The sequence below is a fragment of the Flagellimonas sp. ABD4_174 genome (genome assembly GCF_056160185.1).
This window is the reverse complement of sequence record NZ_JBSWWP010000001.1, coordinates 111,795-137,689: the sequence shown is the minus strand read 5'-3', so window position 1 is coordinate 137,689 and position 25,895 is coordinate 111,795. Positions and strand designations below refer to the sequence as shown.

General features: G+C 40.0%; 24 protein-coding genes and 1 tRNA gene. 23 read left to right on the top strand and 2 right to left on the bottom strand.

Features of this window, described 5'->3' with window-relative positions; all coding sequences use genetic code 11:
* The first annotated feature begins 112 nt into the window (after window positions 1-112).
* The 21 genes from ACXAFK_RS00595 to ACXAFK_RS00495 all read left to right on the top strand — a co-directional run bounded on the left by ACXAFK_RS00595 (window position 113) and on the right by ACXAFK_RS00495 (window position 23,132).
* Window positions 113-1,570, top strand: coding sequence for an NAD(P)/FAD-dependent oxidoreductase (locus tag ACXAFK_RS00595; RefSeq protein ID WP_474956455.1), 1,458 nt, complete (start codon window positions 113-115; stop codon window positions 1,568-1,570).
* A 7-nt stretch (window positions 1,571-1,577) separates the two neighbouring features.
* Window positions 1,578-1,712 (top strand): hypothetical protein, encoded by a 135-nt coding sequence (locus ACXAFK_RS00590; RefSeq protein WP_262902823.1) that lies wholly within the window; start codon window positions 1,578-1,580, stop codon window positions 1,710-1,712.
* Window positions 1,713-1,866: 154 nt separating this feature from the next.
* Window positions 1,867-3,171: a TolC family protein gene (locus ACXAFK_RS00585; RefSeq protein ID WP_474956454.1), complete on the top strand. Its 1,305-nt coding sequence runs from the start codon at window positions 1,867-1,869 to the stop codon at window positions 3,169-3,171.
* 7 nt (window positions 3,172-3,178) lie between these two features.
* Window positions 3,179-4,270, top strand: coding sequence for an efflux RND transporter periplasmic adaptor subunit (locus ACXAFK_RS00580; protein WP_474956453.1), 1,092 nt, complete (start codon window positions 3,179-3,181; stop codon window positions 4,268-4,270).
* A 16-nt stretch (window positions 4,271-4,286) separates the two neighbouring features.
* Complete coding sequence (locus tag ACXAFK_RS00575; RefSeq protein WP_474956452.1) at window positions 4,287-7,481, top strand: efflux RND transporter permease subunit; 3,195 nt, start codon at window positions 4,287-4,289, stop codon at window positions 7,479-7,481.
* A 103-nt stretch (window positions 7,482-7,584) separates the two neighbouring features.
* Window positions 7,585-7,890 (top strand): hypothetical protein, encoded by a 306-nt coding sequence (locus ACXAFK_RS00570; protein ID WP_224835745.1) that lies wholly within the window; start codon window positions 7,585-7,587, stop codon window positions 7,888-7,890.
* A gap of 10 nt (window positions 7,891-7,900) precedes the next feature.
* Window positions 7,901-8,104, top strand: coding sequence for a YgaP family membrane protein (locus tag ACXAFK_RS00565; RefSeq protein WP_252078768.1), 204 nt, complete (start codon window positions 7,901-7,903; stop codon window positions 8,102-8,104).
* A gap of 59 nt (window positions 8,105-8,163) precedes the next feature.
* Complete coding sequence (locus tag ACXAFK_RS00560; protein WP_252078769.1) at window positions 8,164-8,721, top strand: YeeE/YedE family protein; 558 nt, start codon at window positions 8,164-8,166, stop codon at window positions 8,719-8,721.
* Window positions 8,718-9,131, top strand: coding sequence for a DUF6691 family protein (locus tag ACXAFK_RS00555; protein WP_474956451.1), 414 nt, complete (start codon window positions 8,718-8,720; stop codon window positions 9,129-9,131). Before ACXAFK_RS00560 ends, ACXAFK_RS00555 begins: the two co-directional genes overlap by 4 nt.
* Window positions 9,132-9,235: 104 nt before the next feature.
* On the top strand, window positions 9,236-9,640 hold the full coding sequence (locus ACXAFK_RS00550; protein WP_474956450.1) for a response regulator: 405 nt from the start codon (window positions 9,236-9,238) through the stop codon (window positions 9,638-9,640).
* Between the two features lie 99 nt (window positions 9,641-9,739).
* A tRNA-Arg gene (locus tag ACXAFK_RS00545) sits at window positions 9,740-9,811 on the top strand.
* 231 nt (window positions 9,812-10,042) lie between these two features.
* Window positions 10,043-10,204 carry an Arm DNA-binding domain-containing protein gene (locus ACXAFK_RS00540; protein WP_474956449.1) on the top strand — a complete coding sequence of 54 codons (162 nt, stop codon included), beginning with the start codon at window positions 10,043-10,045 and terminating at the stop codon, window positions 10,202-10,204.
* A gap of 182 nt (window positions 10,205-10,386) precedes the next feature.
* The gene (locus ACXAFK_RS00535) at window positions 10,387-11,781 is read left to right on the top strand and encodes a serine hydrolase domain-containing protein (protein WP_474956448.1); all 1,395 of its coding nucleotides are present in this window, start codon (window positions 10,387-10,389) and stop codon (window positions 11,779-11,781) included.
* A 208-nt stretch (window positions 11,782-11,989) separates the two neighbouring features.
* Complete coding sequence (locus tag ACXAFK_RS00530) at window positions 11,990-13,000, top strand: hypothetical protein (RefSeq protein ID WP_474956447.1); 1,011 nt, start codon at window positions 11,990-11,992, stop codon at window positions 12,998-13,000.
* Between the two features lie 90 nt (window positions 13,001-13,090).
* Complete coding sequence (locus ACXAFK_RS00525; RefSeq protein ID WP_474956446.1) at window positions 13,091-15,052, top strand: tetratricopeptide repeat-containing sensor histidine kinase; 1,962 nt, start codon at window positions 13,091-13,093, stop codon at window positions 15,050-15,052.
* Window positions 15,053-15,076: 24 nt separating this feature from the next.
* Complete coding sequence (locus ACXAFK_RS00520; protein WP_474956445.1) at window positions 15,077-15,733, top strand: response regulator; 657 nt, start codon at window positions 15,077-15,079, stop codon at window positions 15,731-15,733.
* Window positions 15,734-16,218: 485 nt separating this feature from the next.
* Window positions 16,219-16,908, top strand: a complete 690-nt coding sequence (locus ACXAFK_RS00515) for a hypothetical protein (protein WP_474956444.1) — start codon at window positions 16,219-16,221, stop codon at window positions 16,906-16,908.
* A complete protein-coding gene (locus tag ACXAFK_RS00510; RefSeq protein ID WP_474956443.1) occupies window positions 16,908-19,670 on the top strand; it encodes a TonB-dependent receptor in 2,763 nt (920 codons plus the stop codon). The genes ACXAFK_RS00515 and ACXAFK_RS00510 overlap by 1 nt, the downstream gene beginning before the upstream one ends.
* A gap of 8 nt (window positions 19,671-19,678) precedes the next feature.
* On the top strand, window positions 19,679-20,845 hold the full coding sequence (locus ACXAFK_RS00505; RefSeq protein ID WP_474956442.1) for a DUF4249 domain-containing protein: 1,167 nt from the start codon (window positions 19,679-19,681) through the stop codon (window positions 20,843-20,845).
* A gap of 15 nt (window positions 20,846-20,860) precedes the next feature.
* Window positions 20,861-22,606: a hypothetical protein gene (locus ACXAFK_RS00500; RefSeq protein ID WP_474956441.1), complete on the top strand. Its 1,746-nt coding sequence runs from the start codon at window positions 20,861-20,863 to the stop codon at window positions 22,604-22,606.
* 202 nt (window positions 22,607-22,808) lie between these two features.
* Window positions 22,809-23,132 (top strand): hypothetical protein, encoded by a 324-nt coding sequence (locus tag ACXAFK_RS00495; RefSeq protein ID WP_474956440.1) that lies wholly within the window; start codon window positions 22,809-22,811, stop codon window positions 23,130-23,132.
* Here the strand turns inward: ACXAFK_RS00495 and ACXAFK_RS00490 are convergent.
* Window positions 23,129-24,079 (bottom strand): NAD-dependent epimerase/dehydratase family protein, encoded by a 951-nt coding sequence (locus ACXAFK_RS00490; protein WP_474956439.1) that lies wholly within the window; start codon window positions 24,077-24,079, stop codon window positions 23,129-23,131. The two genes, ACXAFK_RS00495 and ACXAFK_RS00490, sit on opposite strands and share 4 nt — an antisense overlap.
* A 64-nt stretch (window positions 24,080-24,143) precedes the next feature.
* On the opposite strand from ACXAFK_RS00490, the gene ACXAFK_RS00485 reads away from it, so the two are divergent.
* The gene (locus ACXAFK_RS00485) at window positions 24,144-24,641 is read left to right on the top strand and encodes a hypothetical protein (protein ID WP_224835734.1); all 498 of its coding nucleotides are present in this window, start codon (window positions 24,144-24,146) and stop codon (window positions 24,639-24,641) included.
* Window positions 24,631-25,131 (top strand): nuclear transport factor 2 family protein, encoded by a 501-nt coding sequence (locus ACXAFK_RS00480; RefSeq protein ID WP_224835733.1) that lies wholly within the window; start codon window positions 24,631-24,633, stop codon window positions 25,129-25,131. The genes ACXAFK_RS00485 and ACXAFK_RS00480 overlap by 11 nt, the downstream gene beginning before the upstream one ends.
* A gap of 4 nt (window positions 25,132-25,135) precedes the next feature.
* Here ACXAFK_RS00480 and ACXAFK_RS00475 read toward each other — a convergent pair whose 3' ends face one another.
* Window positions 25,136-25,837, bottom strand: coding sequence for a hypothetical protein (locus tag ACXAFK_RS00475; RefSeq protein ID WP_474956438.1), 702 nt, complete (start codon window positions 25,835-25,837; stop codon window positions 25,136-25,138).
* Between the last annotated feature and the right edge of the window lie 58 nt (window positions 25,838-25,895).

Here is a 25,895-nt window from a genome sequence, read left to right as displayed (position 1 = left end):
TTTTTTGTTCCAATTAAAAAAAAGCATCAAGCACAGTGCTCTTTTTTGTGTGTGACTTAAGTCACTTTATATCTCCTTGGGTACCATTACATTTGGGTAAATCATAGAAAAAATGTCCAAAATAGTTGTTTTGGGAGCTGGTATTGCAGGCCATGTTGCTGCCTCCCATCTTAGAAGAAAGCTCTCCAAGGAGCATGAGGTTGTGGTAGTTTCACCAAACAGTAATTATCAATGGATCCCATCCAATATTTGGGTAGGGATAGGGAGAATGAAACCAAAGGAAATTCTGTTCCCATTAGCACCTCTTTACAAAAAAAAGCAAATTGATTATAAACAGGCCAAAGCGATAAGTTTTCATCCAGAAGGTGATAATAACGAACCAAGACCCTATGTTTTGGCGGAATATGTCGATGGTGATGAAAAAGGAACGACTGAAAAGGTTACCTACGATTACTTGATCAATGCCACAGGACCAAAACTCAACTTTGAAGGAACCGAAGGACTCTCACCGGGTAAGAACAAAGCACATTCCGTTTGTACCTACACCCATGCACAAGAAGCTTGGATTGCCTTGGAAGGCCTCATTAAACAAATGAAGGAAGGTAAAAAGATTAAAATATTGATCGGAACGGGCCATGCCAAATCAACCTGTCAAGGAGCTGCTTTTGAGTACATTTTAAATGTAGAACAAGAACTCAGAAGACATAAGGTCAGGGATATGGCCGAAATTACTTGGATTTCCAACGAATACCATCTTGGAGACTTTGGAATGGACGGCATGCTAATGAGCTATGGAAGCAACATTATGAAGTCGAATGAAATGGTGGAAATGATCTTTGAGGATCGTGGTATCAATTGGATTTTGGGAGCAGCCGTAAACAAGGTAGAGGACGGATTGGTCCATTACGAGAACTTGGACGGTGATCACAAACAAAAAACCTACGATTTCGCCATGCTCATACCTGCTTTTTCCGGTCACGGATTTAAAGCCTACAATAAAGAAGGGGAGGATGTTACGGATAAACTTTTTAGGGGATTTATGGTCGTTGATGCCGATTACACACCAAAACCGTACGAGGAATGGAGTGTTCAGGACTGGCCCGAAACCTATCAAAATCCGTCTTACCCCAATATTTTTGCGCCGGGAATTGCCTTTGCCCCGCCACACAGTATATCCAAACCAAGAAAGAGCAAAAACGGTACGGATATTACACCGGCGCCTCCCAGAACAGGTATGCCTTCGGGGATAACCGCAAAGTTGGTGGCCGATAACATTATAGGTATGATCAAACACTCGAGCAATAAAATGCAACACAAAGGATCTATGGGCAATATGGGTGCCGCTTGTATTGCATCCGCAGGTTTTGGCATGACCAAGGGTAGCGGTGTGAGCATTACTACCTTTCCGATTGTTCCCGATTACAACAAATATCCCGATACACAGGGCAGAAAATTGGGCAAAACTTTTGGTACCATTGGTTTGGCAGGCCACTGGTTGAAACTGGCATTGCACTATGCCTTTATTTATAAAGCAAAAATGAAACCTTTTTGGTGGTTAATTCCTGAATAGATTAGTTATGACACGCAGAATATCCAAATACAAACGATTTACAATGATGAACCCTATAATCCAATTCTTCAAGTTCATTTATTTGAGCATCAAAGTATTGGTCGTAGTGGCAGGAGGTCACGGTGGAACCCGAGACGCATAATAATAAATAGGTCTCAGAACTAAAATTGCCTCAATACAGGAGTACACTTCTTAACGGACCCAGTATTGAGGTTTTTTATGCGATATTCTCAGTAACTCATGTTACTGTGTAAGTCTGACTGCAAATCTAATTTTGCTTCAAATCAATTAGGTATATGAAGCGATTATTAGTATTAATGATATTCTTTTTTGCTCAGGGTCAATTTTTTGCCCAAGAGCATGTCGGAATCTCCTTGGAAGACGTCCTGATCAAGGTACAGGAATCCAATGCCAGTATCAAGGTATCCGAATATGAGGCCAAGATGGCCAAATATGATTATCGGTTTTCTAATTCCATTTTTTTGCCGCAGGTATCGGTATCACATACTGGATTGGCGACCACAAATCCTTTAATGGCATTTGGCTCCAAACTCAACCAAGAGATTTTGACCCAGGCCGATTTTAACCCTGATTTGTTGAACGACCCCGATCAGATTGAGAACTATGCCACAAAAATTTCAGTGGAACAACCCTTGATCAACCTGGATGGTTTCTATCAGCGTAAAGCGGCCAAGACCACCATGGAGGCCAAGGAGCTTCAAGCCATGCGGACCAGGGACTATCTCAATTTTGAAGCCCAAAAGGCCTATGGTCAATTACAACTGGCTCACCAAGCCGTAGCCGTGTTGCAGAAAGCTTTTGAAGCTGCAAATGCCAATTTGAACACGGCACAGAACAGTTATGACCAAGGTCTGCTTCAAAAAGCCGATTTGTTGGAGGTGAAAGTGAGGGTTACGGAAGTATCGGACCAATTGAAAACAGCCAAGAGCAACGTGCAAAATGCTTCGGATTACTTGGCATTTCTAATGAACGAACATGGGGGTGTTATTTATGAACCATCAGAAGAATTGGTGCCAGTCAGACCAGGAGGACCTTTAGAAGGCTCACTGGAAAATAGGGCCGATGTTAAGGCAATGGACCTAGTGTCCGAAGCTTACAAAGCCAATATGAAAGCCGATAAAATGACCTTTTTGCCAAGATTGAATGCTTTCGCCAGTTACGAAATGTACGATGACGAAATATTCCGGGCCGATGCGAACGGATATATTATAGGGGCAAGTTTAAGTTGGGATGTGTTTAAAGGGTCTCAACGCTTTTCCAAAGCAGGAAAGAGCAAAACCAATTATGAAAAAGCAAAACAAGAATACGAGCAGTACGTCGCCAAAAGTTCTATGGAGCTACAACGCACCAAGCGGATGGTCGAAAATGCCGAGAGCAGGCTCCAGACCTCAGAATTGGCTATGGAGCAATCCGAAGAATCATTAAGGATACGCACCAATAGATTCAAAGAAGGATTGGAAAAAACAACTGATTTATTAATGGCCGAAGCCACTTATGCCGAAAAGCAATTGGCTTATTATCAAAACATATTTGAATACAATCAAGCACAATCCTTATTAACATTTTTAACCAAAGAATAATTGCAAGATGAAAAACACTACGATATATAAAAGTTTTATGCTGACCGTCTCCTTGGGCTTTTTGCTTATAGGTTGTGGAAGTGATGAAAAACAGCCGGCTGACAACACGGAAGCAGTACCGGTAACCATCGGCGAAGTAACCATAGGCGATAGCTCCACCATATTGGCAGGAAGTGGTCAGATTAAAGCCGTGAATAGTGCCAATTTGAGCACCCGAATGATGGGCCATGTGGAATCCATCCCTGTGAAAATAGGTCAGAAGGTAAATAAAGGAGATTTGCTGATCTCTATCAACAACGTGGACCTACGCGCCAAAAAAGCACAAGTGGAGGCATCCATTACCGAAGCACAGGTGGCATTTAACAATGCCAAGAAAGATTATGAAAGGTTCCAAAACCTTTTCAATGAAAACAGTGCCTCACAAAAGGAGTTGGATGATATGACCGCCCGTTATGAAATGGCAAAAGCCAGATTGGAAGCTGCAAGCCAAATGAAGAACGAAGTGAACTCCCAGTTTGCTTATGCCAACATCAGGGCCCCATTCAATGGCGTGGTCACCAACACCTATATTGACGAAGGCGATATGGCCAACCCAGGGGTGCCGTTGGTTTCTGTGGAATCCCCAGCAACAGGGTTTGAAGTAGAGGCCAAAGTGGCGGAGAACAGCATTTCAGCCATCGAAGTTGGAACCAAAGCCCACATTTTGGTAAAAGCATTGAATACCACAATTGCGGGAAAAGTGTCCGAGTTGAGTGCCTCGGCACAAAATACAGGCGGACAATATGTAATGAAAGTAAGCTTAGACGATACGGATGCCAAGATTTTGTCAGGTATGTATGCCACTGTTAGGCTCGAGGCGGAAAAGGAGAGCGCCGGTAAAACTGTTGTTACCATTCCGTCCGAAGCCTTGGTGTACAAAGGCCAACTAACAGGTGTTTATACGCTAGGGCAGGACAATGTAGCGCTTTTACGCTGGTTGCGTTTGGGCGAGAACTTCGGAAATGAAGTCGAAGTATTATCTGGTTTGTCCCAAGGAGATCAATATATCGTGTCGGCCGAAGGAAAGTTATACAATGGAGCCAAAGTAAGCATTCAATAACCCAAAAAAGCTAACAATGAAAGACGGACTTGCAGGAAAAATAGCCAAAGGGTTTATCAGCTCCAAATTAACGGTGCTCCTAATGATCGTGTTCATGGTCATTGGGGTGTACAGTTCCTTCCTTATCCCAAGGGAAGAGGAGCCACAGATAGACGTGCCAATGGCGGACATATTTGTGGGATATCCCGGGGCTAGCCCTACAGAAGTGGAATCCAGGATTACCAAACCACTGGAGAAAATTATATCCAACATTAAAGGTGTAGAGTACGTGTACACAACATCTATGCAAGAGCAGGGGATGGCCATTGTACAGTTCTATGTTGGTGAGGATATCGAGAGGTCATTGGTGCGTTTGTACGACGAGATCAACAAGCACATGGACCAAATGCCCGCCGGAGTAACCATGCCATTGGTAAAAACCCGTGCGATCGATGATGTACCCATGCTCGCACTTACTCTGTGGAGCGATGAATATGATGATTTTCAGTTACGAGAGATTTCTGGGGAATTGGTCAATGAGGTTGAAAAAGTTAACGGGGTTTCCATCACCAAGAAGATAGGCGGACGTAGTCCCCAGCTTCGTGTGGTGGTGGATAAGGATAAAATGGCCGAATCGGGCATCGATATGTTGGCCGTGGCCCAAATGATTAAAGCCAATAACCAGCAAATGGATGCTGGGAATTTCCTTTCCAACGATACCGAGTTCCACATTAGCACGGGAAATTTTTTGGAAACAAAAGAAGATCTCAAAAACCTGATTGTGGGCACAAAACAAGGTCAGCCCATATATTTAAAGCAGGTAGCCACCGTTTTGGATGGTCCCGAGCTGCCCAAAAACTATGTTTCCCTTGGATTTGGGGCCGCTAGTGAAAAGTCAGAAGAATTTAAATCGGAATACCCAGCGGTAACCATTTCGATTGCCAAAAGAAAAGGTGCGGATGCCATGAAGATTGCCGACGTGGTGTTGGAGAAAGTGGAGCACCTAAAAACAACCCTGATTCCTGATGAAGTGAAAGTCGAAGTGACCCGTAATTATGGTCAAACCGCTTCGCAAAAGGTATCCGAATTGTTGATGCACTTGATCGGTGCCATTATCGCCGTGACCTTTGTGGTGATGTTGGCCATGGGTTGGCGAGGTGGATTGGTCGTGTTCCTTTCCGTGCCCATTACCTTCGCTTTGACTTTGTTGAGCTATTACATGCTCGATTATACGTTGAACCGAATTACTTTGTTTGCCTTGGTGTTCGTAACCGGTATCGTGGTGGACGACTCCATTATTATCGCGGAGAACATGCACCGTCACTTTAAAATGAAACGCTTGCCGTTCAAGGATGCCGCTCTGTATGCCATCAACGAGGTAGGTAACCCCACCATCTTGGCCACCTTTACGGTTATTGCATCTGTATTGCCAATGGCATTTGTTTCTGGTTTGATGGGCCCGTATATGTCACCCATGCCCATTGGAGCATCCATTGCAATGTTGCTATCATTGTTTGTGGCATTGACGATAACTCCATATTTGGGATACATCTTCCTAAGGGAAAAAGATAAAAAAAAGAAAAAGGAAAAAGAGCCTGTAGAAATCCAAGATACCTTCATCTATAAGGCGTATGCTCGATTTGAAAGGCCCTTGATCGAGAGTGGTAAAAAAAGATGGCTATTCTTGGGCATTACCTTTCTCTTGTTGATCGCCTCTGTGGCCATGTTCTTTACCAAATCGGTAGCGGTAAAAATGTTGCCTTTTGATAACAAGAACGAGTTCCAGGTGGTGATAGATCTTCCCGAAGGCACCACGTTGGAAAGAACGGCTGCCGTAACTAAGGAAATCGGAGCTTACTTATCCACCCGACCCGAAGTGGTGAACTATCAAACCTATGTGGGCACATCGGCACCGATAACCTTTAATGGTTTGGTACGGCACTATGATTTACGCGGTGGTAGTAATATGGCCGATATTCAAGTAAATCTGGTGGATAAGCACGACAGAAGTGAACAAAGCCATGATATTGCCAAATTGTTGCGCCCAAAAATCCAAGAGTTGGGCAAAAAATACCATGCCAATATCAAAATAGTTGAGGTGCCACCAGGACCTCCCGTACTTTCTACCATTGTAGCTGAGGTGTATGGTCCCGATTATGACAAACAGATTGCTTTGGCCGATAAGGTAAAGGGCATTTTGAACAATACTACTGACGTTGTTGATGTGGATTGGATGGTAGAGGATGATCAGGTAGAATATGATTTTGTGATTGATAAGGAAAAAGCCATGCTGTACGGGGTTACCCCTCAACAAATTGTTCAGGTGATGGCCATGGCTTTCCGTGAGCAGCCGGTATCCCATATGTATCGTGAAGATTCCTTTGATCAAATCGGAATTGTTTTGTCCGTAAGTGAAAAGGATAAGTCCAGTTTGGATAAAATCAAACAATTGAAAATAAAATCCCAACAGGGCAACATGGTGTCCGTGGGTGATTTGGTTTCCATTAAAGAGGGAACAAAGGCCAAGAGCATCTATCGGAAGAATCAAAAGAGAGTAGTATATGTTATGTCGGATATGGCAGGGGAATTGGAAAGCCCGGTCTATGCCATTTTAGGCATGACGGACAAATTGAATCAATTGGAGTTGCCCAAAGGATATTCCATCAACGAACTGTATATGGAACAACCGCAATTTGAGGATGATTATACTGTTAAATGGGATGGGGAATGGCAGATCACCTTGGAGGTATTCCGGGATTTGGGAATTGCGTTCCTCGGTGTAATTGTGATCATTTACATGTTGATCGTGGGATGGTTCCAAAATTTTAAAGCACCCATGGTGATGATGGTGGCCATTCCGCTTTCCTTGATCGGGATTGTGCTCGGACATTGGATGTTGGGCGCCTTTTTTACGGCAACCTCCTTCATCGGGATGATTGCCTTGGCTGGTATTATGGTACGGAACTCGGTATTGCTTATTGACTTCGTCAACTTAAGGCTCAAAGAAGATGTTCCATTAAAGCAGGCTGTTATAGAAGCAGGAGCCGTACGTACAACTCCTATTTTATTGACCGCAGGAACCGTGGTCATTGGAGCTTTTGTGATTTTGTTCGACCCTATTTTTCAGGGATTGGCCATATCACTTATGGGAGGAACCATAGTGTCTACCGTACTGACGCTCTTGGTGGTGCCATTGGTGTATTATATGATTGAACGTAAAAATTATAACTAAGATGAAACCGACATGACTAAAATAATCTTTAGACACGATGCAAAGATTATTTTAGTCGTCAAAGGTTCCATGTGACCATTGAAAAAACTATAAAAATAAGCACATGAAAATGATCATTGTTACCACGGTCGAAGAATATAAGAACGAAGTATTCAAATTATTTAAAAAGGCCGGAGTGGAAAGCTTTAGTGGATCGGATATCGATGGTTTTAAAAAAGCGGCACCCTTAATGTACACCAGTAGTTGGTTTCCTAGCGAAAGAGGCGGTGCAGCATCGAACATGTATTTTTCTTTTACCGAAGAGGAAAAAGTAACCGAATTGTTCAAAATGATCGAGCAATTCAATACCGAAAGTGAAACAACGAACCCGATCAGGGCTGTAGAAGTCCCAATTGAAAGAACCGTTTAAAACATCGAACATGAAAAATAGAATTGTAAGAGGAGTAGCAGGAAGCTTTATATTGATCAGTTTGCTTTTGGCCATTTACGTAAGTCAAAATTGGCTGTGGTTTACGGCTTTTGTAGGGGCCAATCTGTTACAGTCATCGTTGACCAAATGGTGTTTACTGGAAGATATCCTGAAGAAGTTCGGGGTCCCCGATTCCGATAAGGATTGTTGCTAGTCCATCTATATTTGATATCTAAAGCATTTTCGTGATCTTTGTTTAAAAACCTCACGAAAATGCTGTATCAACCTTGGCCATGGTATGTGGCCGGCCCACTTATTGCCATTATCATGGCACTGCTCATATTAATGGGCAAACGTTTTGGAATGTCCTCCAACCTCGAGACCCTATGTTCTATCGGAGGAGCGGGGAAATACTCGGATTATTTCAAAGTTGACATAAAATCAAAACGATGGAACCTCTTGGTGGTTCTGGGGTCTGTAATTGGCGGATTTGTTGGTGCAAACGTACTTTCACCGAATCCTGCCGTGGATATTTCGGACGATACGGTAGCCAAGCTCAACGAACTGGGTTTTGAAAGCGCAGGTAAAGCCTATTTGCCCACAGAACTGTTTGCACTAGAATCCTTGTCCGATCCTAAAGTTTGGGCGATACTTTTGGTGGCGGGCTTTTTGGTAGGCTTTGGAACTCGCTACGCTGGCGGCTGTACCTCTGGGCATGCCATTTCTGGTCTGAGTAATTTACAACGACCATCCCTGATTGCCGTAATCGGATTTTTTGTAGGGGGATTGATCATGGTTCATTTACTGTTCCCTTTAATTTTTGCGGTATGAAGCGTTTAGTGTATATCCTTTTAGGTTCGTTTTTAGGAGTGGTCTTGTATAAATCCGAAGCAGCATCATGGTTTAGGATCTATGAAATGTTCCAGTTCGATGCATTCCACATGTACGGTATCATCGGATCAGCTTTGGCTATTGGTGTTGTTTTGGTTTTTTGGATCAAGAAATCCAAGGTCAAATCATTTTCAGGGGAAATCATCCAAATACCGGATAAGGAAAAATCCTTTGCAAGATATATATGGGGAGGTACGCTTTTTGGATTGGGATGGGCCCTGGCAGGTTCGTGCCCGGGACCAATTTATATTTTGGTCGGAGCAGGATATTGGCCCATGGTCATTGTTTTGTTTGGTGCATTGCTGGGTGCCTTTGTATATGGGGTTTTAAGAGGGAAATTACCACATTAGTGTTGCCTTAACGGGATATTTGGGTCGATTAACGAATATGAATGGCAGCTTGGGGGCTGGCCTATAGCTTTGTTCGATGCAAACCTACTTAATAGTCCCGATTAATGAAGCTGACCACATTTATCATTGATGATGATCTGGTGTCGCAATTTGCGACAAGGTATTGTATACAACAATCTCAAAGAGAGTTTGATATCGTAACCTGTTCCAGTGGAGAAGAAGGTGTTCAAGCCTGTTTTAACTTTGTGGAAAAGAGCAATAGGTTGCCCGATATTATTTTTTTGGACCTTGTTATGGACGGGATGAGTGGATGGGATTTTCTGGAAAACATGAAAAATTTGTTCAAAGAACACAAACTGCCCAGTGTTTATGTGTTATCTGCCTTTACAAATGCCAAAGACCGAACCATAGCCAAAGACCATGGGTTGATTGCGGGCTATGTGGACAAACCCTTATCACGATCTTATCTGGAGAAAATTTTGAAAGAAGAGGAGAAAAGGAGAAGTTGATTCAAAAAAACGGGCGAACACCGAACATCTTAAAATTGACTCTCAACTAGTACAAAGTTTTTCTGAAAAAGCATATTTTTGCTATCCCTTTTCAAGGATGGCCCCGTAGTTCAATGGATAGAATAGAAGTTTCCTAAACTTTAGATGCAAGTTCGATTCTTGCCGGGGCTACTTTTTGACTTCTGAATGATTCAATAAATCATTAAATAAATGAAAATCAGACATTTAATATTTTTTGATTTTAATTGAATTCCTTTGATTTTGGCTTTTAGAGTTCACAAATCGTCAACATTTTTCAGGTTGCTGTTTTAAGATAAGTAATTAAAATTCAGTAATTTAGTTGATATACTCGATTTGATTTGACTTTCGTCTTCGTCAACATTTAACTAAAAGAAGACAATTATGAGGTCAAATTCCACTTTTTCCGTCCTGTTTTGGCCTTATTCCAGTAGGTCTAAAAATGGCAAAGCTCCCATTTATGCCAGGATTTCTGTAAATGGAAAAAAGCTCAACATCAGTTTAAAGCGAAGGATTCCAATCAATGAACAGGATTCAAAAAAGTAAAGTGTCAAAAGTTCATTTGCTCAAGCAACATCGATAAGCCTTATATCTTGATAAACAATTGATTTAATAGTTATATGATATTAAAATATGTCCGGTTTTATGAAAGATTATATGTCATAGAGTCCTAAACAAGAAAATGTCACAATTAAATCTAAATATCGTCTTTAAACAAAACTTACTATATGAGAAAAGTATTTTTTGTTATAACACTGGTAGCAATAGGATGTTCGCCACGAAAAGAGAAAAATGAATATCAAACATTAGTTGAATATGAAGGGCATTATGAGTATTTGGGAAAAACTACAATAGATCTTGTAGCATCAGAATTTGATACAGTCCTCTATGCTGTATTGGACAATTCAAAATATCCTTTGACCTATATTGAAAAAGATAGTTTCGTCAATATTAGAAATAACCCAGTTGTTTTTAAAAGGGATGAGAGCGGTAAAATATTTAGTTATAGATCAGGAGGTCAAGAGTTCAAACTTTTAAACAAGGAGTTCGAAAAAATGGAAATGTTTCCACGTAGAGAATTATTCGGTAACGCTGATAATTATTCTTATGGAATACCTGAAAATAAAAATGATGGTCTCGTTTCGGGTGATTTGTTTAAAGAATTTTCTAACCCTGAAACTATAATAAATATGGTCAAGGAAACAATCAAAGGAAATTTCCCCGAAGTACACGGCATACTTATTTTTAAAAATGACAAATTGGTACTGGAAGAATATTTTTATGGGTATGATGCCAATACACCACATCAATTAAGATCAGCAAACAAACCTTTAATTGGAGGAATACTGGGTATTGCAATTGACAAAGGATTTATAAGTAGCGAGAAAGAGAAGCTCTTACCTTTTTTTGCTGCAAAATATCCAAATATTGACAATTTGGATGACAGAAAAAAAGAAATCACTATTGAGAATTTTTTAACCTATCGCCATGGACTGGACTGTGAAAATAACAACGCGGATAGCAAGGGAAATGAAATGCTAATGATGCAAAGTGAAGATTGGGTAAAATACACCCTTGATTTGCCCATGGTAGCAATTCCAGGACAATATTCATCCTATTGTACGGGCTGTGCGCTTACACTGGGCAATTTGGTAGAAATTGCAACAAATGAAAAAATAGAAGACTTTGCTAAAAAATATTTCTATCAACCAATGGAAATTACTAATTATAAATGGGACTTTGAACCAAATCCTTCTAGTAAAAATACTTTCAGTCAAATGTATATTACACCAAGAGATTTAGTTCGTTTAGCAAAAATGTTTAAAGACGGGGGCGTATGGAATGGAAAACAAGTCATATCTAAAGATTGGATAATTAAAACATTCGATATGGAGGAAGGAGACTATGGTTACCTATGGGAACATAAATATTTCGTGATAGACGGTAAAAGATATAATTCTTATCTAGCTTCGGGAAATGGCGGGCAAAAAATTAATATTTGGCCAGAACTTGATATGATTACTGTATTTACAGGGGGTAATTACAACTCATACGAACTTTATGGTAAAAGTACGCCGCCAAATGAAATGATACCGAATTACATATTGAGAGCTCTAAAATAAAGGCAGCACTTAAAAAGAACTACTTTAATCAAGGGTTCACATATCGTCGATATTTTGAAATTAAAAAGCTAAAATCCCGATAATAAAGAGGTCTAGGAGACAAGTTCAATTCTTTCCGGGCTAGCTTTTCTTTCCTAAATACGTCAATTGCCCTATTGAGTCGACAGATACTGGCACTTAAGTTTGCGATAAACCATAAAACCAGTATATGAGACGTATTAATCTATCTATGTTATCTTTTCTATTGATTCTATTATGTGCATCTCCAGTTTTGATTGCACAAAATGTAAAAGACTTTAAGGTAAAAATGTTGGGGCCGGCCAATCTTAACTTTAGGAAAGTTCCAAAAAGAGTGGTAATCTCCGATTTTCAGGTCAACTTTCAAACCGCTCTGCAACTGGAAGATAAAAAGAAAGGCGGAAAAATGTGGAGAGGGGGTTTAAAAGGAGACGCAAAGGCATCTTTGACGTTGGTCTTGGACGGGCTCAATATAGAAGAACTTCAGCAACTCACCGATAAACTCTTTGAACAATACAAAGCCGAACTTGTCGCCAAAGGGTTTGAAATAGCATCCATCGAAGAATTATGGAACCATAACGCATACCAAAAAAATCGTGAGAAAAGATGGGACTTACGGTCTGGACAAGGAGGGGAAAAAGGAGATGAGTTCGGAACCATTGTAATGCGCCCAACCGGTCAGAAATTTATCGTGGCCAAAAAGAATATGGACAATAAAAAAACAGGCCCCCTAAAACTGGCCAATTACGAAGAACAAGTAGAACTAAAAGTTTCCAACCAAAAAAAGGAATTCATTTTTAATAAAGTGGTCCTTAATGTAATGGCTTTTGATAATGCCCTGAGCGAGACCACAAGAGCATTGAACAGGCATGCTGGATACGCACAGGTAAAGGCCGAGACCGATTTTAAGATTGGCGCCTCCAGTTTTAATAAGTTCAATATTGGACAAATGATCGTTAAAGGAGGTGTGGAAGTAGCGGGTATTTTGGAAAAGCAAAAGTTTGATGCCTCACAGGGAGCAGATGTGGACAAGAGAGGAACCGATGCCGGGGTTTTCCGTATATGGCGAGTGGAAGATAAAGAAGACATCAATGTTTCAGTGGTAAAATGCGACCCGGAAAAATATAATAAAGGGGCCGAAATGGCAATAACCGCCTTTTTGGGTGCAACTATCGAAAAATTGGCGGATAAGTCAAACTAACGCAAGTTGGGATTATCGACATTTTTCTAAAAAAAGAATATTTATATTCACTTTTGGTTTAGCTTTAAACACCAACCATTTTCTTTTACCATGACCTGTCCAAAAAAAATCCTTTCTCCCATTTTCTTCTTTTGCTCATTGATGTTTAGTATGCCTTTTTTTGCACAAGATATTCAACAACAGATCAGCGCACTAAAGGATAGCTTAAAGTTGAAAAAGGGAGAGGACAGGATTCTGGTCCTGAAGGATATCGGGATGAAGTTTAGATCTATAAATTATGATAGTGCATGGTATTACACAAAAATAGGTTACTCAGAAGCCATTGAACAACAAAATGAATACTTGGCTGCAAGGTTGACCATATCTTTTGGGATATTGGAAAACGGAAACGGTAATTCTTTGGAAGCCCTAAAATATTACAAAAGGGCCTTGCCCACAATTATAAATTCGGATGATCATTTTGCTAAAGGCGCCCTTTATACAAATATGTCCAACGCCTATGAGAAAATAGGAGAAGTGGACCATTCCGTTTCGTATCAACTAAAAGCATTGCAAGAATTCGAAATTTCAAAAGATTCCATATGGATTGCCGGTAGTTATAATAATTTAGGTAGTAGGTATCAAGCTATAGAGGAATATGATACTTCCGAAAACTATTTTAAAAAGGCTCGGGATTTGTATGGTCAATTGGGCTACGAATACTATGTGGCCTTGATAAACAATAACTTGGCCAGTATCTACCTATTGCGCAAGGATTACGTTAAAGCAATGGTATATGCAGATAAATCCCTTGAAGGCTTTGTGTCTTCGGGAGCCTATTTTGAAACGGCCACATCACTTTACAATTTGGGATATGCCCATCAAGGGTCGAAAGAATTTGATTTAGCCTTGGACTATTTTGAGAAGGCCTTAAAAATTCAGCAGGAAAAAGAAGATTGGTACGTTGCCATTCATCTTAAGAATGATATTGCAAAAACCTATATTTTACAAGGTAAACTTAATAAAGCCAAGGCAATAGCGGATCAAGCGTATGACGAGGCACTACAAAAAGGTATAGTTTTGGCACAATTGGAATTGTGCAATACACTGTCCGAAATTAACAATAGCCTTGGAAATTATGGTGAAGCCTATACCTTTCTACAACAGTCCGTAAAAATAAACGATAGCTTAAAAAGTGATGAAAGGGCCAAAGAAGTACTTAACCTAAAAGAAAAATACGAGTCCGAACAAAAGGAGAATGAAATCTTGCGCCAACAAAACCAGCTGGTAGAAAGCGAACTGTCCATAAAAAAGCGCAATAATATGCTGATGGGTAGCGGCGGTTTGGTGGCAATACTGTTGATTGTTGGATTTGTACTGTTCAGGGAACAGAAAATAAAGGCGAAGAACTTTGAAAGGGAGACCGTTCTGGAGAAAGCAATGGCCGAGGCCCGAGCACAAGAAAACCTTAAAGAGCAACGTTTACGGATTGCTCGGGATCTACACGATAATATTGGTTCTCAGCTTACATACCTTACTTCCCTAACCGATTCCGCAAAACGAGGAATAGACAAAGGAGAAGTGTTTTTAATGGAAAAACTCACCCAAATGAAACAGTTTTCGTTGGTTACTATCTCCGAGCTTCGGGATACCATTTGGGCCATGAACAAAGACGAGATCAGCTTGGAGGATATTAAGGAGCGTACCCAACAATTGGCTGCGACCGTGCATGAAGCAACAGATGATAAAACGCGAGTTAAAGTTAAAGGAACCCCTGCCAATAGTGTGCTCAACGCTTTTGTAGGAATGAACCTTTTCAGAATTATTCAAGAATCGGTCAACAATGCCGTGAAGCATTCGGGAAGCGAACTAATAGAAGTAATATTTAATGAAATTGATGGTGCAGTACAAATTGTGGTCCTAGACTTTGGAAGAGGGTTCGACACGTCAAAAGAGTCAACAGGGAACGGACTTCATATTATGCGAAACAGGGCCGAAAAAGCAGGTGTTGATTTTGAACAGGAAAGTAAACTGGGTAAAGGCACCAAGGTAACATTGAGGGTTAGGATATAATAGTATAGTAGAAAAAAGACGACCATGAGCAAGATTAAACTGGCCATAGTGGACGACAATACATTTTTGGCGAGGGCCGTCCGCGAAAAATTGGTCCATTTTGAAAATTTGGATATCAAGTACATGGCATTTAATGGTAGTGAACTGTTGGCCGCACTAGAAAAAAACCATAATCTGGATTTGGTGCTCTTGGATATTGAAATGCCTATATTGGACGGCATAGAAACCGTGCATATCGTAAAACGGAAATACCCGCACATTAAAGTTCTTATGCTAACGGTTTTTGATAATGATGAGAATATTTTCAACGCAATACAAGCAGGCGCCGATGGCTATTTGCTCAAGGAAATAGAAGGACAAAAACTGCACAATGCCATTGTGGAGACCATTGGGGGAGGCGCGGCAATGAGCCCTTCAATCGCCGTAAAGACACTTAAATTGTTACGGTATCCAGAGAAACAAAAAACCCTATCCACACAGGAAGAGGATATTTTACTAAGTTCCCGCGAAAAGGAGGTGTTGGAACAACTGGCCGAAGGGTTAAGCTATACCGTGATTGCTAAAAATCTCTTTCTCTCCCCAAGTACGGTAAGAAAGCATATCGAGAATATTTACAAAAAGCTTCAGGTCCACAACAAGTTGGAGGCCGTTCAAAAGGCAAGAAGACAAAGTCTAATTTAGTACATTAAAATCTTAATTTGTTTAAGTATATTTGATTTAACGACAGACAAATTAATCACAGAAGTTGACAAATTGTCAATATTCTGAAATCGAAAAGTAAAAACCCCGATAAAATAGAGGATCGGGGAAAGAAATTAGATTCTGCCTGGGCTACAAAATAGGGGTGAAAAAAGTGTGAAATAAGTCAAAAGCAGTGTTTTTTAATCGAAGTTTAAGCCTTGCGCCAAGTTCAATTTGTTTTAAAAAAGGATGTCGGATAATTTGCAATACGTTAAATCAATTGTGTTCTCTTGCCAGAGGATAATCCAACCTTGATTATTCAAAATGTTACTTTGTTAAAATAATGGGCGCTTAATGGTTAAATTCGAGTAAAGTATTATATTTAGCCAAGAAAATACTTATAAAAATTGACAATATTGGTTTTAAAGGGCGCGCGCACTCAATGGGCAAAAGTTAAGCCCTTTTTTTTATTCTACACATTTTTGATGCTTATTGGCGTAAGCAATGGTGCAAATGCTCAATCGGCTATCTCACCATCTTTGGTATATGATTCATTCGACTCCATTATTGGGGAGCAAAATATGGAGCTGTACAGTGGCCCATTGTTCCAGGAAGAAAATCGAAACATTAAAAATACCCATCCTTATTTTTTGGAGAGAGGATTTTTAAATGGCGATGTTGTGTTCGATGGACAGCCTTATTTTGACCAGAATTTGAAATACCACCAAGAATTGGATCAACTATTAATTACCTCAAAATATAGTCCAACAGGTTTAATTGTAAGGTTAATTGAGGATAAGGTACAAGAATTTACCATAAACGGACATCGGTTCGTAAGATTTCCATCGACTAAACAGAATGGCAAAATTAAGGGGTACCTAGAAGTTATTGAAACTGTTAATGGGTACATGTTGCTCAAAAAGTATAAAAAGAAAGCTGTGGAGTCCAGAAAAGAGAGTAAGGTCGTTACTGAATTTGAAGAGCATATCGATTATGTATTGTACATGCAAGACAAGCTACTTTTGGCAAATACAAAAAAGCATTGGAGCAACATCTTTAACAATAAAAAACAAGAGTTAAGGGATTTTTACAAACAAAACAGAATTACATACCGGTCAGATAAGGATACTTTTTTTAAACTATTGCTCAATACTCTGACAAACCACGCGGAATAATGAAAAACTATTTGATCTTGATTCTACTCATATTGGTTTGTATCGAATCTTATGCCCAAGTAAATGACGAACATACATTCTCTTTTCAAAATATTTCTCGTTTAAAAGCTTTACGGGAAATCGATTCGACAACAAATTATCAAGTATATTTTCAGGAAAACTGGTTTTCGGATAGTTTAGTTCAAAAAGAATACAGGAATAGGGATATAGAACATATTATATCCGATTTATTGGATGGGACAACGGTGAACTATTTTCTGCTGGCCCCAAATAAAATTATACTTACCAATAACAATAATATTTATTCCAGTCTACCGGAGGGCTTTTTTGGAAAGGACTCATCTGCCGTACAAACTGAAACGATACTTAAAAAGACCTCTCCCATATTTTATACGACAAATATCCAAAGAGCTTCGGCCAAAAGGGAAGTAGTTAGAGTAGGACGGGAATCAATGGGGCAGACCAAGGAAAGGTATACCTTGAGCGGAACGATCAGAAATTTTGAGTCGGGAGAGCCAATTCCTGATATGACAATTTCTACGGACGATAATCGTTTACTTGCAGTTACATCTTTTGAAGGATTTTACCGTATAGAATTGCCGGCAGGATCTAATGTTTTAAAATTTAGGGCATTGGGCATTGAAAGGGCAGAAAAAGAAATAGTCATTTTTAATGACGGTACATTGAACATGGAGTTTAATGAAAGTCTTGAACAGCTGGACGAGGTTGTGGTAGAAGGTGATATTTATAAAAATATTGAAGAAACAGTAAGTGGAACCGAAGAAATCAACAGTGAGGAAAGTAAAACCATTCCTTTGGTTCTAGGGGAAAGAGATGTTTTAAAGGTGGCCACGGCATTACCAGGGATTTCCTCTGCAGGAGAAGGTTCTGCCGGATTTAATGTGAGGGGAGGTAGAGCTGATCAAAACCTAGTCTTGTTCGATGGTGCCACCTTATATAATCCGCAACATTTTTTTGGTATTTTTTCTGCAATCAATCCATTTGCTATCGGTCAATTGGAGGTGTACAAAGGAAATATACCTGCAAGATTTGGAGGTAGATTGTCTTCCGTGTTCGACATAACGACCAAGGATGGAGATAACAGTGAGTTTAAAGGAGAGGCATCCATTGGTCCCGTTACTAGTAATATGGTTTTGGAGACCCCTGTTATTAAAGGAAAATCCTCTTTGCTTTTTGGAGCGAGAGGGGCCTATGCAAATTGGATTTTACGTTCCATGAAAGAACAATCTCTGAGCAAAAGCCGAGCAACTTTTTATGATGTGGTATCGAATTATACACATCAGTTTGATGCCAACAACAAGTTAAAAGCAACGGCATACTACAGCAAAGATAATTTTAGTATTTCGTCAGATTCCCTATATGTTTACGATAATAGATTGATTTCGTTGAGGTGGCAACATAAATTCAACGATAAGCATTTATCGGAGCTACAATTGGCCAATAGTAGCTATTCTTTTAATATTGAGTACGAAAGGGGGGCGAATAATGATTTTGATTTAGGCTATGAAATCAATGAGACTGAAGTAAGGTTGAACTTTGATTACTTATATAATACCAATCTAAAACTGAACTATGGTATCGAAGGAAAGTTTTACTTGGTTGAGCCAGGAAATCTGGAGCCTTTAAACTCGGAATCAACGGTAGAAAATATATCCTTGGATAAAGAAAAGGCTTTGGAATCTGCAGCATACATATCAGCAAATTACAGTTTCACCAAAAAGTTTGCCGTCGACTTAGGAGTAAGGCTTTCAATGTTCAACGCTTTAGGTGAGCGTACACAATTTGAATACGAGTCCGGGGCCCCCAGAAGTCAAAGTACGGTCAGGGATACAGTTCAATACGGAAACAATGAGGTTATCAACACATACGGAGGACCCGAAATACGTGCAGGCGCAAGATATTTGATTACTCCCAGCCTTTCGGTAAAAGCAGGATACAATAAATCTATACAGTATGTGCATATCCTTACAAATAATACTACCGTATCTCCAATTGATACATGGAAACTTTCCGACTTGAATATTGAACCACAGGAAGGGCATCAATATTCTTTAGGTTTATTTAAGAACCTGGATGCCGATGCCTATGAAATAAGTTTGGAAGGCTTTTATAAAACGAGTGACAATGTACTCGACTTTAAGACCGGTGCACAGTTGTTGATGAACGAGAACGTGGAAATGGAAGTTTTACAGGGAAAAGGCAAGGCCTATGGTTTGGAGTTTCTTCTTAGGAAGAATAGGGGAAAACTTAACGGATGGTTGGGATATACCTATTCACGATCTTTTTTAAAATTGGATAGCGACTTTGCCGAGGAACGAGTCAATAATGGTGATTTTTTTGCATCCAATTTTGATAAGCCCCATGATTTGAGCATGGTGGCCAATTATAAATTCACCAAGAGGTTTAGTTTGTCCGCCAATTTTGTATACCAAACAGGAAGGCCAGTTACTGTGCCGGTAGGGAATTTTTCTTTCAATGATGCGGAGTATGCAGTTTATAGTGATAGGAATAGTTACAGAATACCCGATTTCTATAGGTTAGATCTCGGGTTCAATATTGAAGGAAACCACAAATTGAACAAACCAGGCCATAGTTTTTGGACAATTTCGGTTTATAATGTTTTAGGAAGGAACAATCCTTACTCGGTATTTTATGTAACCGAAAATGGAAATGTGGAGGCCTATAAGAGTTCCATTTTTTCCATACCCGTTCCTTCGATTACTTATAATTTTAAATTTTAGACCCCAATATGTCTACAAAAAATACTTTTGGTTTTTACCTGATCATGGTTGTATTGATTTCGATTACTTCTTGTACGGAACCGTTCGAAGTGGAGACCACGGATTTTGAGGACATTCTCATTATTAACGCTAGTATCACATCAGAGACCAAACAACACGAGATTTATATAACAAGAAGCTACAAGGCGGAAGAAAAGGAGGTGAAGGTTTCTGGTGCAAAGGTCGAGATACTTGTAAACAATGGTGAATCCTTGACATTTGAGGAAACATCACCGGGTATTTATAGATCCACGACAGTTTTTGGAGCAGTCCCGGGGATGGATTATCAATTGAATGTTACTGATGAAAAAGGAGAAAGGTTTGTTTCACCACAGGTACAGATAACGGCTCCAACTAGTATTGATGAAATATCGGCAAAGAGAATCGTTAACGAAAATGGGATGGATGGGGTCGAGATTTATGTAGATGGGACTTCTATAGCTGAAAACGAAGGATATTTTAGATACGAATACGAGGAAACATATAGATGGGAATCTTTTTTTAAACCATTAAAAGGATTCAGAATTGTATCCGAGTCCCCACCTCTGTTGGAATTGGTTAATAAGGAAACTGAAGAGCGTTTTTGTTATGTGACCGAAAACTCAAATACCATACTTATTGCGGAAACCAACAACTTGGCGCAAGATAAGGTGGATGATTTCCCCGTTAGGTTTATCGAACGTAGGGATAGAAGAATAGCGTTCAGATACAGTATATTGGTAAAGCAATTTGCACAAACCAGTACTTCGTACGAATTTTATCAAACCCTAAAAAGCTTTTCTAGCAGCGACAATTTGTTTTCCCAACCTCAACCAGGTTTGATTGTGGGGAACATAAGGCATGAATCGGATGACAATGTAAAGGTAGTTGGCCTGTTCGAGGTGGTTTCTTTCACATCCAGTCGTTTCTTTTTTAGCTTCCAAGAAATATTTGGCAACGATATTCCATTTTTAGATGATTGCCCACGCGATAGCTATGGCTCACTCTCCGATCCAGAACTTTTTCAAAGATTTAAGAGTGGCCTAATCAAATTTGTTGCCGAAGATCCACCGTTTACCTATCAAGTAGCGCCTGCACGATGCGTGGATTGTACGCGATTCGGTACAAACGTGGTGCCCGATTTTTGGGAAGACTAATAATTCAATAGGACAATGCTTAAAAAGATTTTGAATAAAATAGTGGCCTTTTTCTTTGTAATCTCTGCAATGGGCCAGAATGTTCAAGACAGTTCCCAATATTCGGGGCTGGTTCAAGGAATAGGGGTGGAAGGCATTTATATCCATTATAATACAAATCTGCTTTTTACAGGGGAGTACTTGCATTTTAAGTTGTACGCCCTGAACAAAAAAAGTCAATCCCTTTCAATGGCCAGCAAGGTCGCATATGTTGAATTATTGAACGGGCAAGGAGAGAGGGAGTTGATTCAAAAGGTAAAATTGATTGATGGAATGGGACAAGGAGATGTTTTTATTCCTACAAGCTTGAATTCGGGATACTATACTCTGGTGGCTTACACAAATTACATGAAGAATTGGCCTAGCGATACCTTCTATGCCGATGATATTGTAGTTGTAAACCCCTATACCAATGATCAAAAAGTATTTTGGGGCACAACTGTTTCAGAAAAAGGTCAGTACATTGAACAAAAAAATAATTACAAGGAACAGATTCTAAATAGTGAACTAACTCTTGCTTTGGATAAGAAGGTATACGGTAAAAGGGATAAAGTATCATTAAAAATAGAAACCAAGCCAAATAATTATGGCATTTACTCGGTTTCCGTTCGTAGAATAGACCAGGAATTGTACTTTGACAGAAGGTATGACCCAAAGGATTACTTGAGAAATTTTACTTCGGTAGACTTTACCCCCTCTGAGTACAAATATTTGCCAGAACTTAGAGGTGAATTGGTAAGTGGGTCGGTTATGGGTGACAACGGGCTTGCCATGCCCAATACAAAGTTTGTATTTTCCTTGCCAGGTAGTCAGTACGAATTTAGGTTCGCTCGAACCGATTCATTCGGCAAATTCCGGTTTTCATTAAATTCAGAGAATTTAGATACTAAATCTATATTTCAAGTGTGGGGCGGACAACAAGGTAAGTATTCAGTTGAAGTCGCGCCAATTCCTGATTTGGAATTGAAACGAAAGGCGCCAAAACAATTTGTACTTGAAAAGAGCATGAAAAGTCTGATAGAGGAACGGAGTACATACAATCAAATTGAAAATGCATATTTTAATAGCAAACCGGATACAGTTCTTCTAAAAAACGATTTTGTTCCAATATATGGAAACGATTTTACCGAGTATAAGTTGGATGAGTACACCCGATTCCCGACTTTTAAGGAAACACTGGTGGAAATTGTGGACAATGCCTGGATAGCAACCAATATTGAAGGAGAAGAAAGTATTTTTGTTAGAGACTTTCAGGCAACCAACATGGATGCTGGCTACGCTCCCCTCGTAATCGTAGATGGAATCGTGCTGCAGGACCATACTGATTTGATCGGGTATGATATAAATATGGTAGAGAGCATTGTATTGGCAAGGAACCAGTTTGTTGTTGGAGGGCAAATTTTTCAAGGAATTTTTGATGTTAAAACGTTTGATGAAGACTTTGCAATGAGCTATCAACAAACCGATCTGAAGAATATTGAATTGATCAGGCCTCAAGCGCAAAAGAAATACTTTAGACAAGATTATAGTGTTCGGTCTTTTGAAACTATTCCGGATTTCCGACAACAACTATTATGGGAACCAAATATGGAGCTGTCCAAACCAGCCTCGACAATACATTTTTTCACCTCTGATTCAGTAGGTGAATTTGAGATTGTTATAGAAGGATTTACAAAAGGAATGCAACCTATTAAGGCTGTGCAATACTTTACTGTTGAATAGAAACCATTATTTGCAGTAATTAAGTCAAAATAGGGAAGTATTCTTTTATTACCCAACATTTAGATAATACCATCTTCAAGTTAAGGTCATTTTTGGTCGATTTTGTTATTCCAATTTTTGACTACCCAAGTTTTTTTTTATAATTTTTCCATACAATCACAATGGTTCGATCTATATCGAACAATAAATCAATCCCAAAACGATGAATAACCTCAAACGCGTAATAGTTGACTATAAAAAATTGACCTCTGAAGTACTGAAACTTTTGGTAGATAAATATCCCGATGGTTACGGGGACGATGATGTGATCAACTTTAAAAACCTGAAAGGTGAAACCATAGAAGCCGTAGAGGTATCCACAGAAGACACCAAGTATTTAGTAAAGATCAGCTCAAAATTAGAGCGTACCATGGCGGACTTCGATGAAGATGACGACGATGATTTTGACTCAGAGGATTATGAAAAAATTCCCGGTGACAGCGATGAGTTCTCCGATTCCGATGATAACGACGAGGTAGAGGACTAATTTGTCGTAGCATTTAGATTATCCAACATTTCCTTGGTCGTTTGGTCCAGGTCGAACCTAGGTGTCCATCCCCACTGTTGGCGAGCTTTGGTATCATCTATACTACTTGGCCAAGAATCAGCAATTTCCTGTCTAAAATCGGGAGCATAACTAATGGTGAACCCAGGTATATGCTTTTCAATGCTCTTAGAAATTTCTTTGGGGGTAAAGGTCATACCGGCCAGATTGTAGGACGATCGCACTTTTATTTTTTCAGACGGACTTTCCATTAAGCTAATGGTCGCCCTTATTGCATCATCCATGTACATCATGGGTAATTGGGTCTCACTGCTCAAAAAACACTCGTATTTACCTTGTTTTAGGGCTTCGTGGTAGATTTCTACAGCATAGTCAGTAGTGCCGCCACCTGGCATGGTTTTCCAACTTATTAGGCCAGGATACCTAACACTTCTAACGTCTACCCCATATTTTTTGTGATAATACTCGCACCAACGTTCCCCAGATTGCTTACTTATGCCATAAACCGTGCTGGGCTCCATAATGGTGTTCTGTGGGGTGTCTTCCTTGGGGGTATTTGGGCCGAAAACGGCGATACTAGAAGGCCAAAAGATCTTGGAGATCTTCTTTTCCTTAGCAAGGTTAAGAACATGGAACAAAGAGTTCATGTTTAGGTTCCATGCTCTCATCGGGAATTTTTCCGCAGTTGCACTGAGCATGGCAGCCATTAAATACACTTCTTCAATTTCGTAATGCATAACCACATCTTCGACAGCAGCATAGTCGGTGGCATCCAGCAATTCAAAGGGTCCCGACTGCATTAGGGCATCTCCTCCTTCTCTAATATCGCTTGCAATAACATTGTCCGCACCATATTTGTTGCGTAGCTCAAAGGTTAGTTCGGTTCCTATCTGACCGCAAGCGCCAATAATTAAAATGGGTTTGTGCATGTAAATCGAAGTTAATTTAGTTTGTTGCCAAAGATACCCTTTCTTAAAATTTGTACATTCGCTTATGCGAAAATTGTTAGGTATTTTACTGCTGTTCTCCGTACTGGGAGGATGTAAGAAGGTTGAGAAGGCCACGGCCGAGGTCGAATCCCCCGAGTTGGAGTTCGATTATCAAAAAATGCCGGATAAAATTGAGTTCAACCCGGAAGCAACCGCCATAGTTGAGGAGTGGCCAGAGTTCAAGGATTTGAATTCCAGTGTGGACGTACTGTACAGGGCAACCAACAACGAAGATTTGGCCCTGGCCATAGACGATCTTATCGAGAAAGAGAAAAAAATGGCCAACGGTAAGTATCCCGAACTTTTCGATACCTTTCAGGTAAAGAGTAGGCAAAGTGTGATGCGGACTTTCCTGTACAAGGCAAAAGCAAGCATCCTAGAGAACCAACCAACAACTGGTCCGATTGTGGAAGCCTTGGAAGCATATAACAACATGCGAAAACAACTAAACATAATAGTAAATAGCCAATTGGATAAAAAACTGATCTTGGATGAAACATAAAATTATAATTATCGCTGTACTGTTAATGGTAAATACCGTTTTGGCCCAGACCAGTGATGAGCAAAAAATAAATAAGGTGTTGGATAACTGGCACCTGGCAGCGGCCAATGCAGATTTTGAGGCCTATTTTGGCAATATGACCAAAGAAGGGGTGTTTTTGGGCACGGATGCCATGGAAAACTGGCAAAATACAGAGTTTAGGGAGTTTTCCAAACCATATTTTGATAAAGGAAAGGCATGGAACTTTACCACCGTCCAGCGGAATGTGTATCTGGATGATTCTGGGAATTTGGCCTGGTTCGATGAACTTTTGGATACCCAAATGAAAATATGTAGAGGTTCGGGTGTGCTCAAAAAAGAAAATGGGCAATGGAAAATTGCCCATTATGTACTTTCAATTGCCGTTCCCAACGAATATGTAGATGAACTTGTCCAAATCAAAGAAGAAAAAGACAATGCAATCTTAGAGGAGCTAAAAAAGAACAGATAATAGATTAGTTCCCGTCGCTCTGGGTTGCTTCTTTTTTTCTGGCTTCCAACGCCTGTTTGCTCAAACTCGCCAAGTTAAAGTTCGGTGCAATCTTTAGGGCTTCATCTATAGAAACTATAGCAGCATCAATATTTTCTTTGTTCAGATTGAAATCTGCCAATCCTTTTAAATGATAAAATGCAGCTTTTAAAGGAACCTCGTAGGGCTGCTGACGTTCGTAAAAAGCATACTTCATTTCGTCGGTGGCATTGGCAATACCGTACTCAATGTTCACTCTTGCATTGCTGGTTTCGCCGGTCTGTATCTTAAGGTCGGCCATTTCGTAGGCCAGGTAAGGAGATGGATTTCTCGAGAAAAGCTCCTCAAAATGCTCCAATGCCCTTTTGGGCTGGTTAAGCGCCTTTAACGAAAATGCTTTGATCTGCACGGCAAGATCGGAATCGGTGGCATCTTTATCCACACCTATGGTGTTTAGGGCCTGCATGTGTTGTCCGTTGTTCATATAAACAAAGGCCAAGGTGTCTTTTCTTTCTTTTGATGGCGCCAAAACGTTCAAATGGGTCAACGCTCCAATAACACCGTTTACATCTCCCTGCAAACGCATTTCTTTGTAATACGCTTCATAATGTTTTAAAAGTTCGTTGCCGGTTTGCGAAATACCGCTAATGCCCGTTAAAAGGAGCAATACGAGTATAGTCTTTTTCATTGATCTTCAGTTTAGTGCGCCAAATCTAACAAAATAATCCCAACCAAGCTGTTAAGAA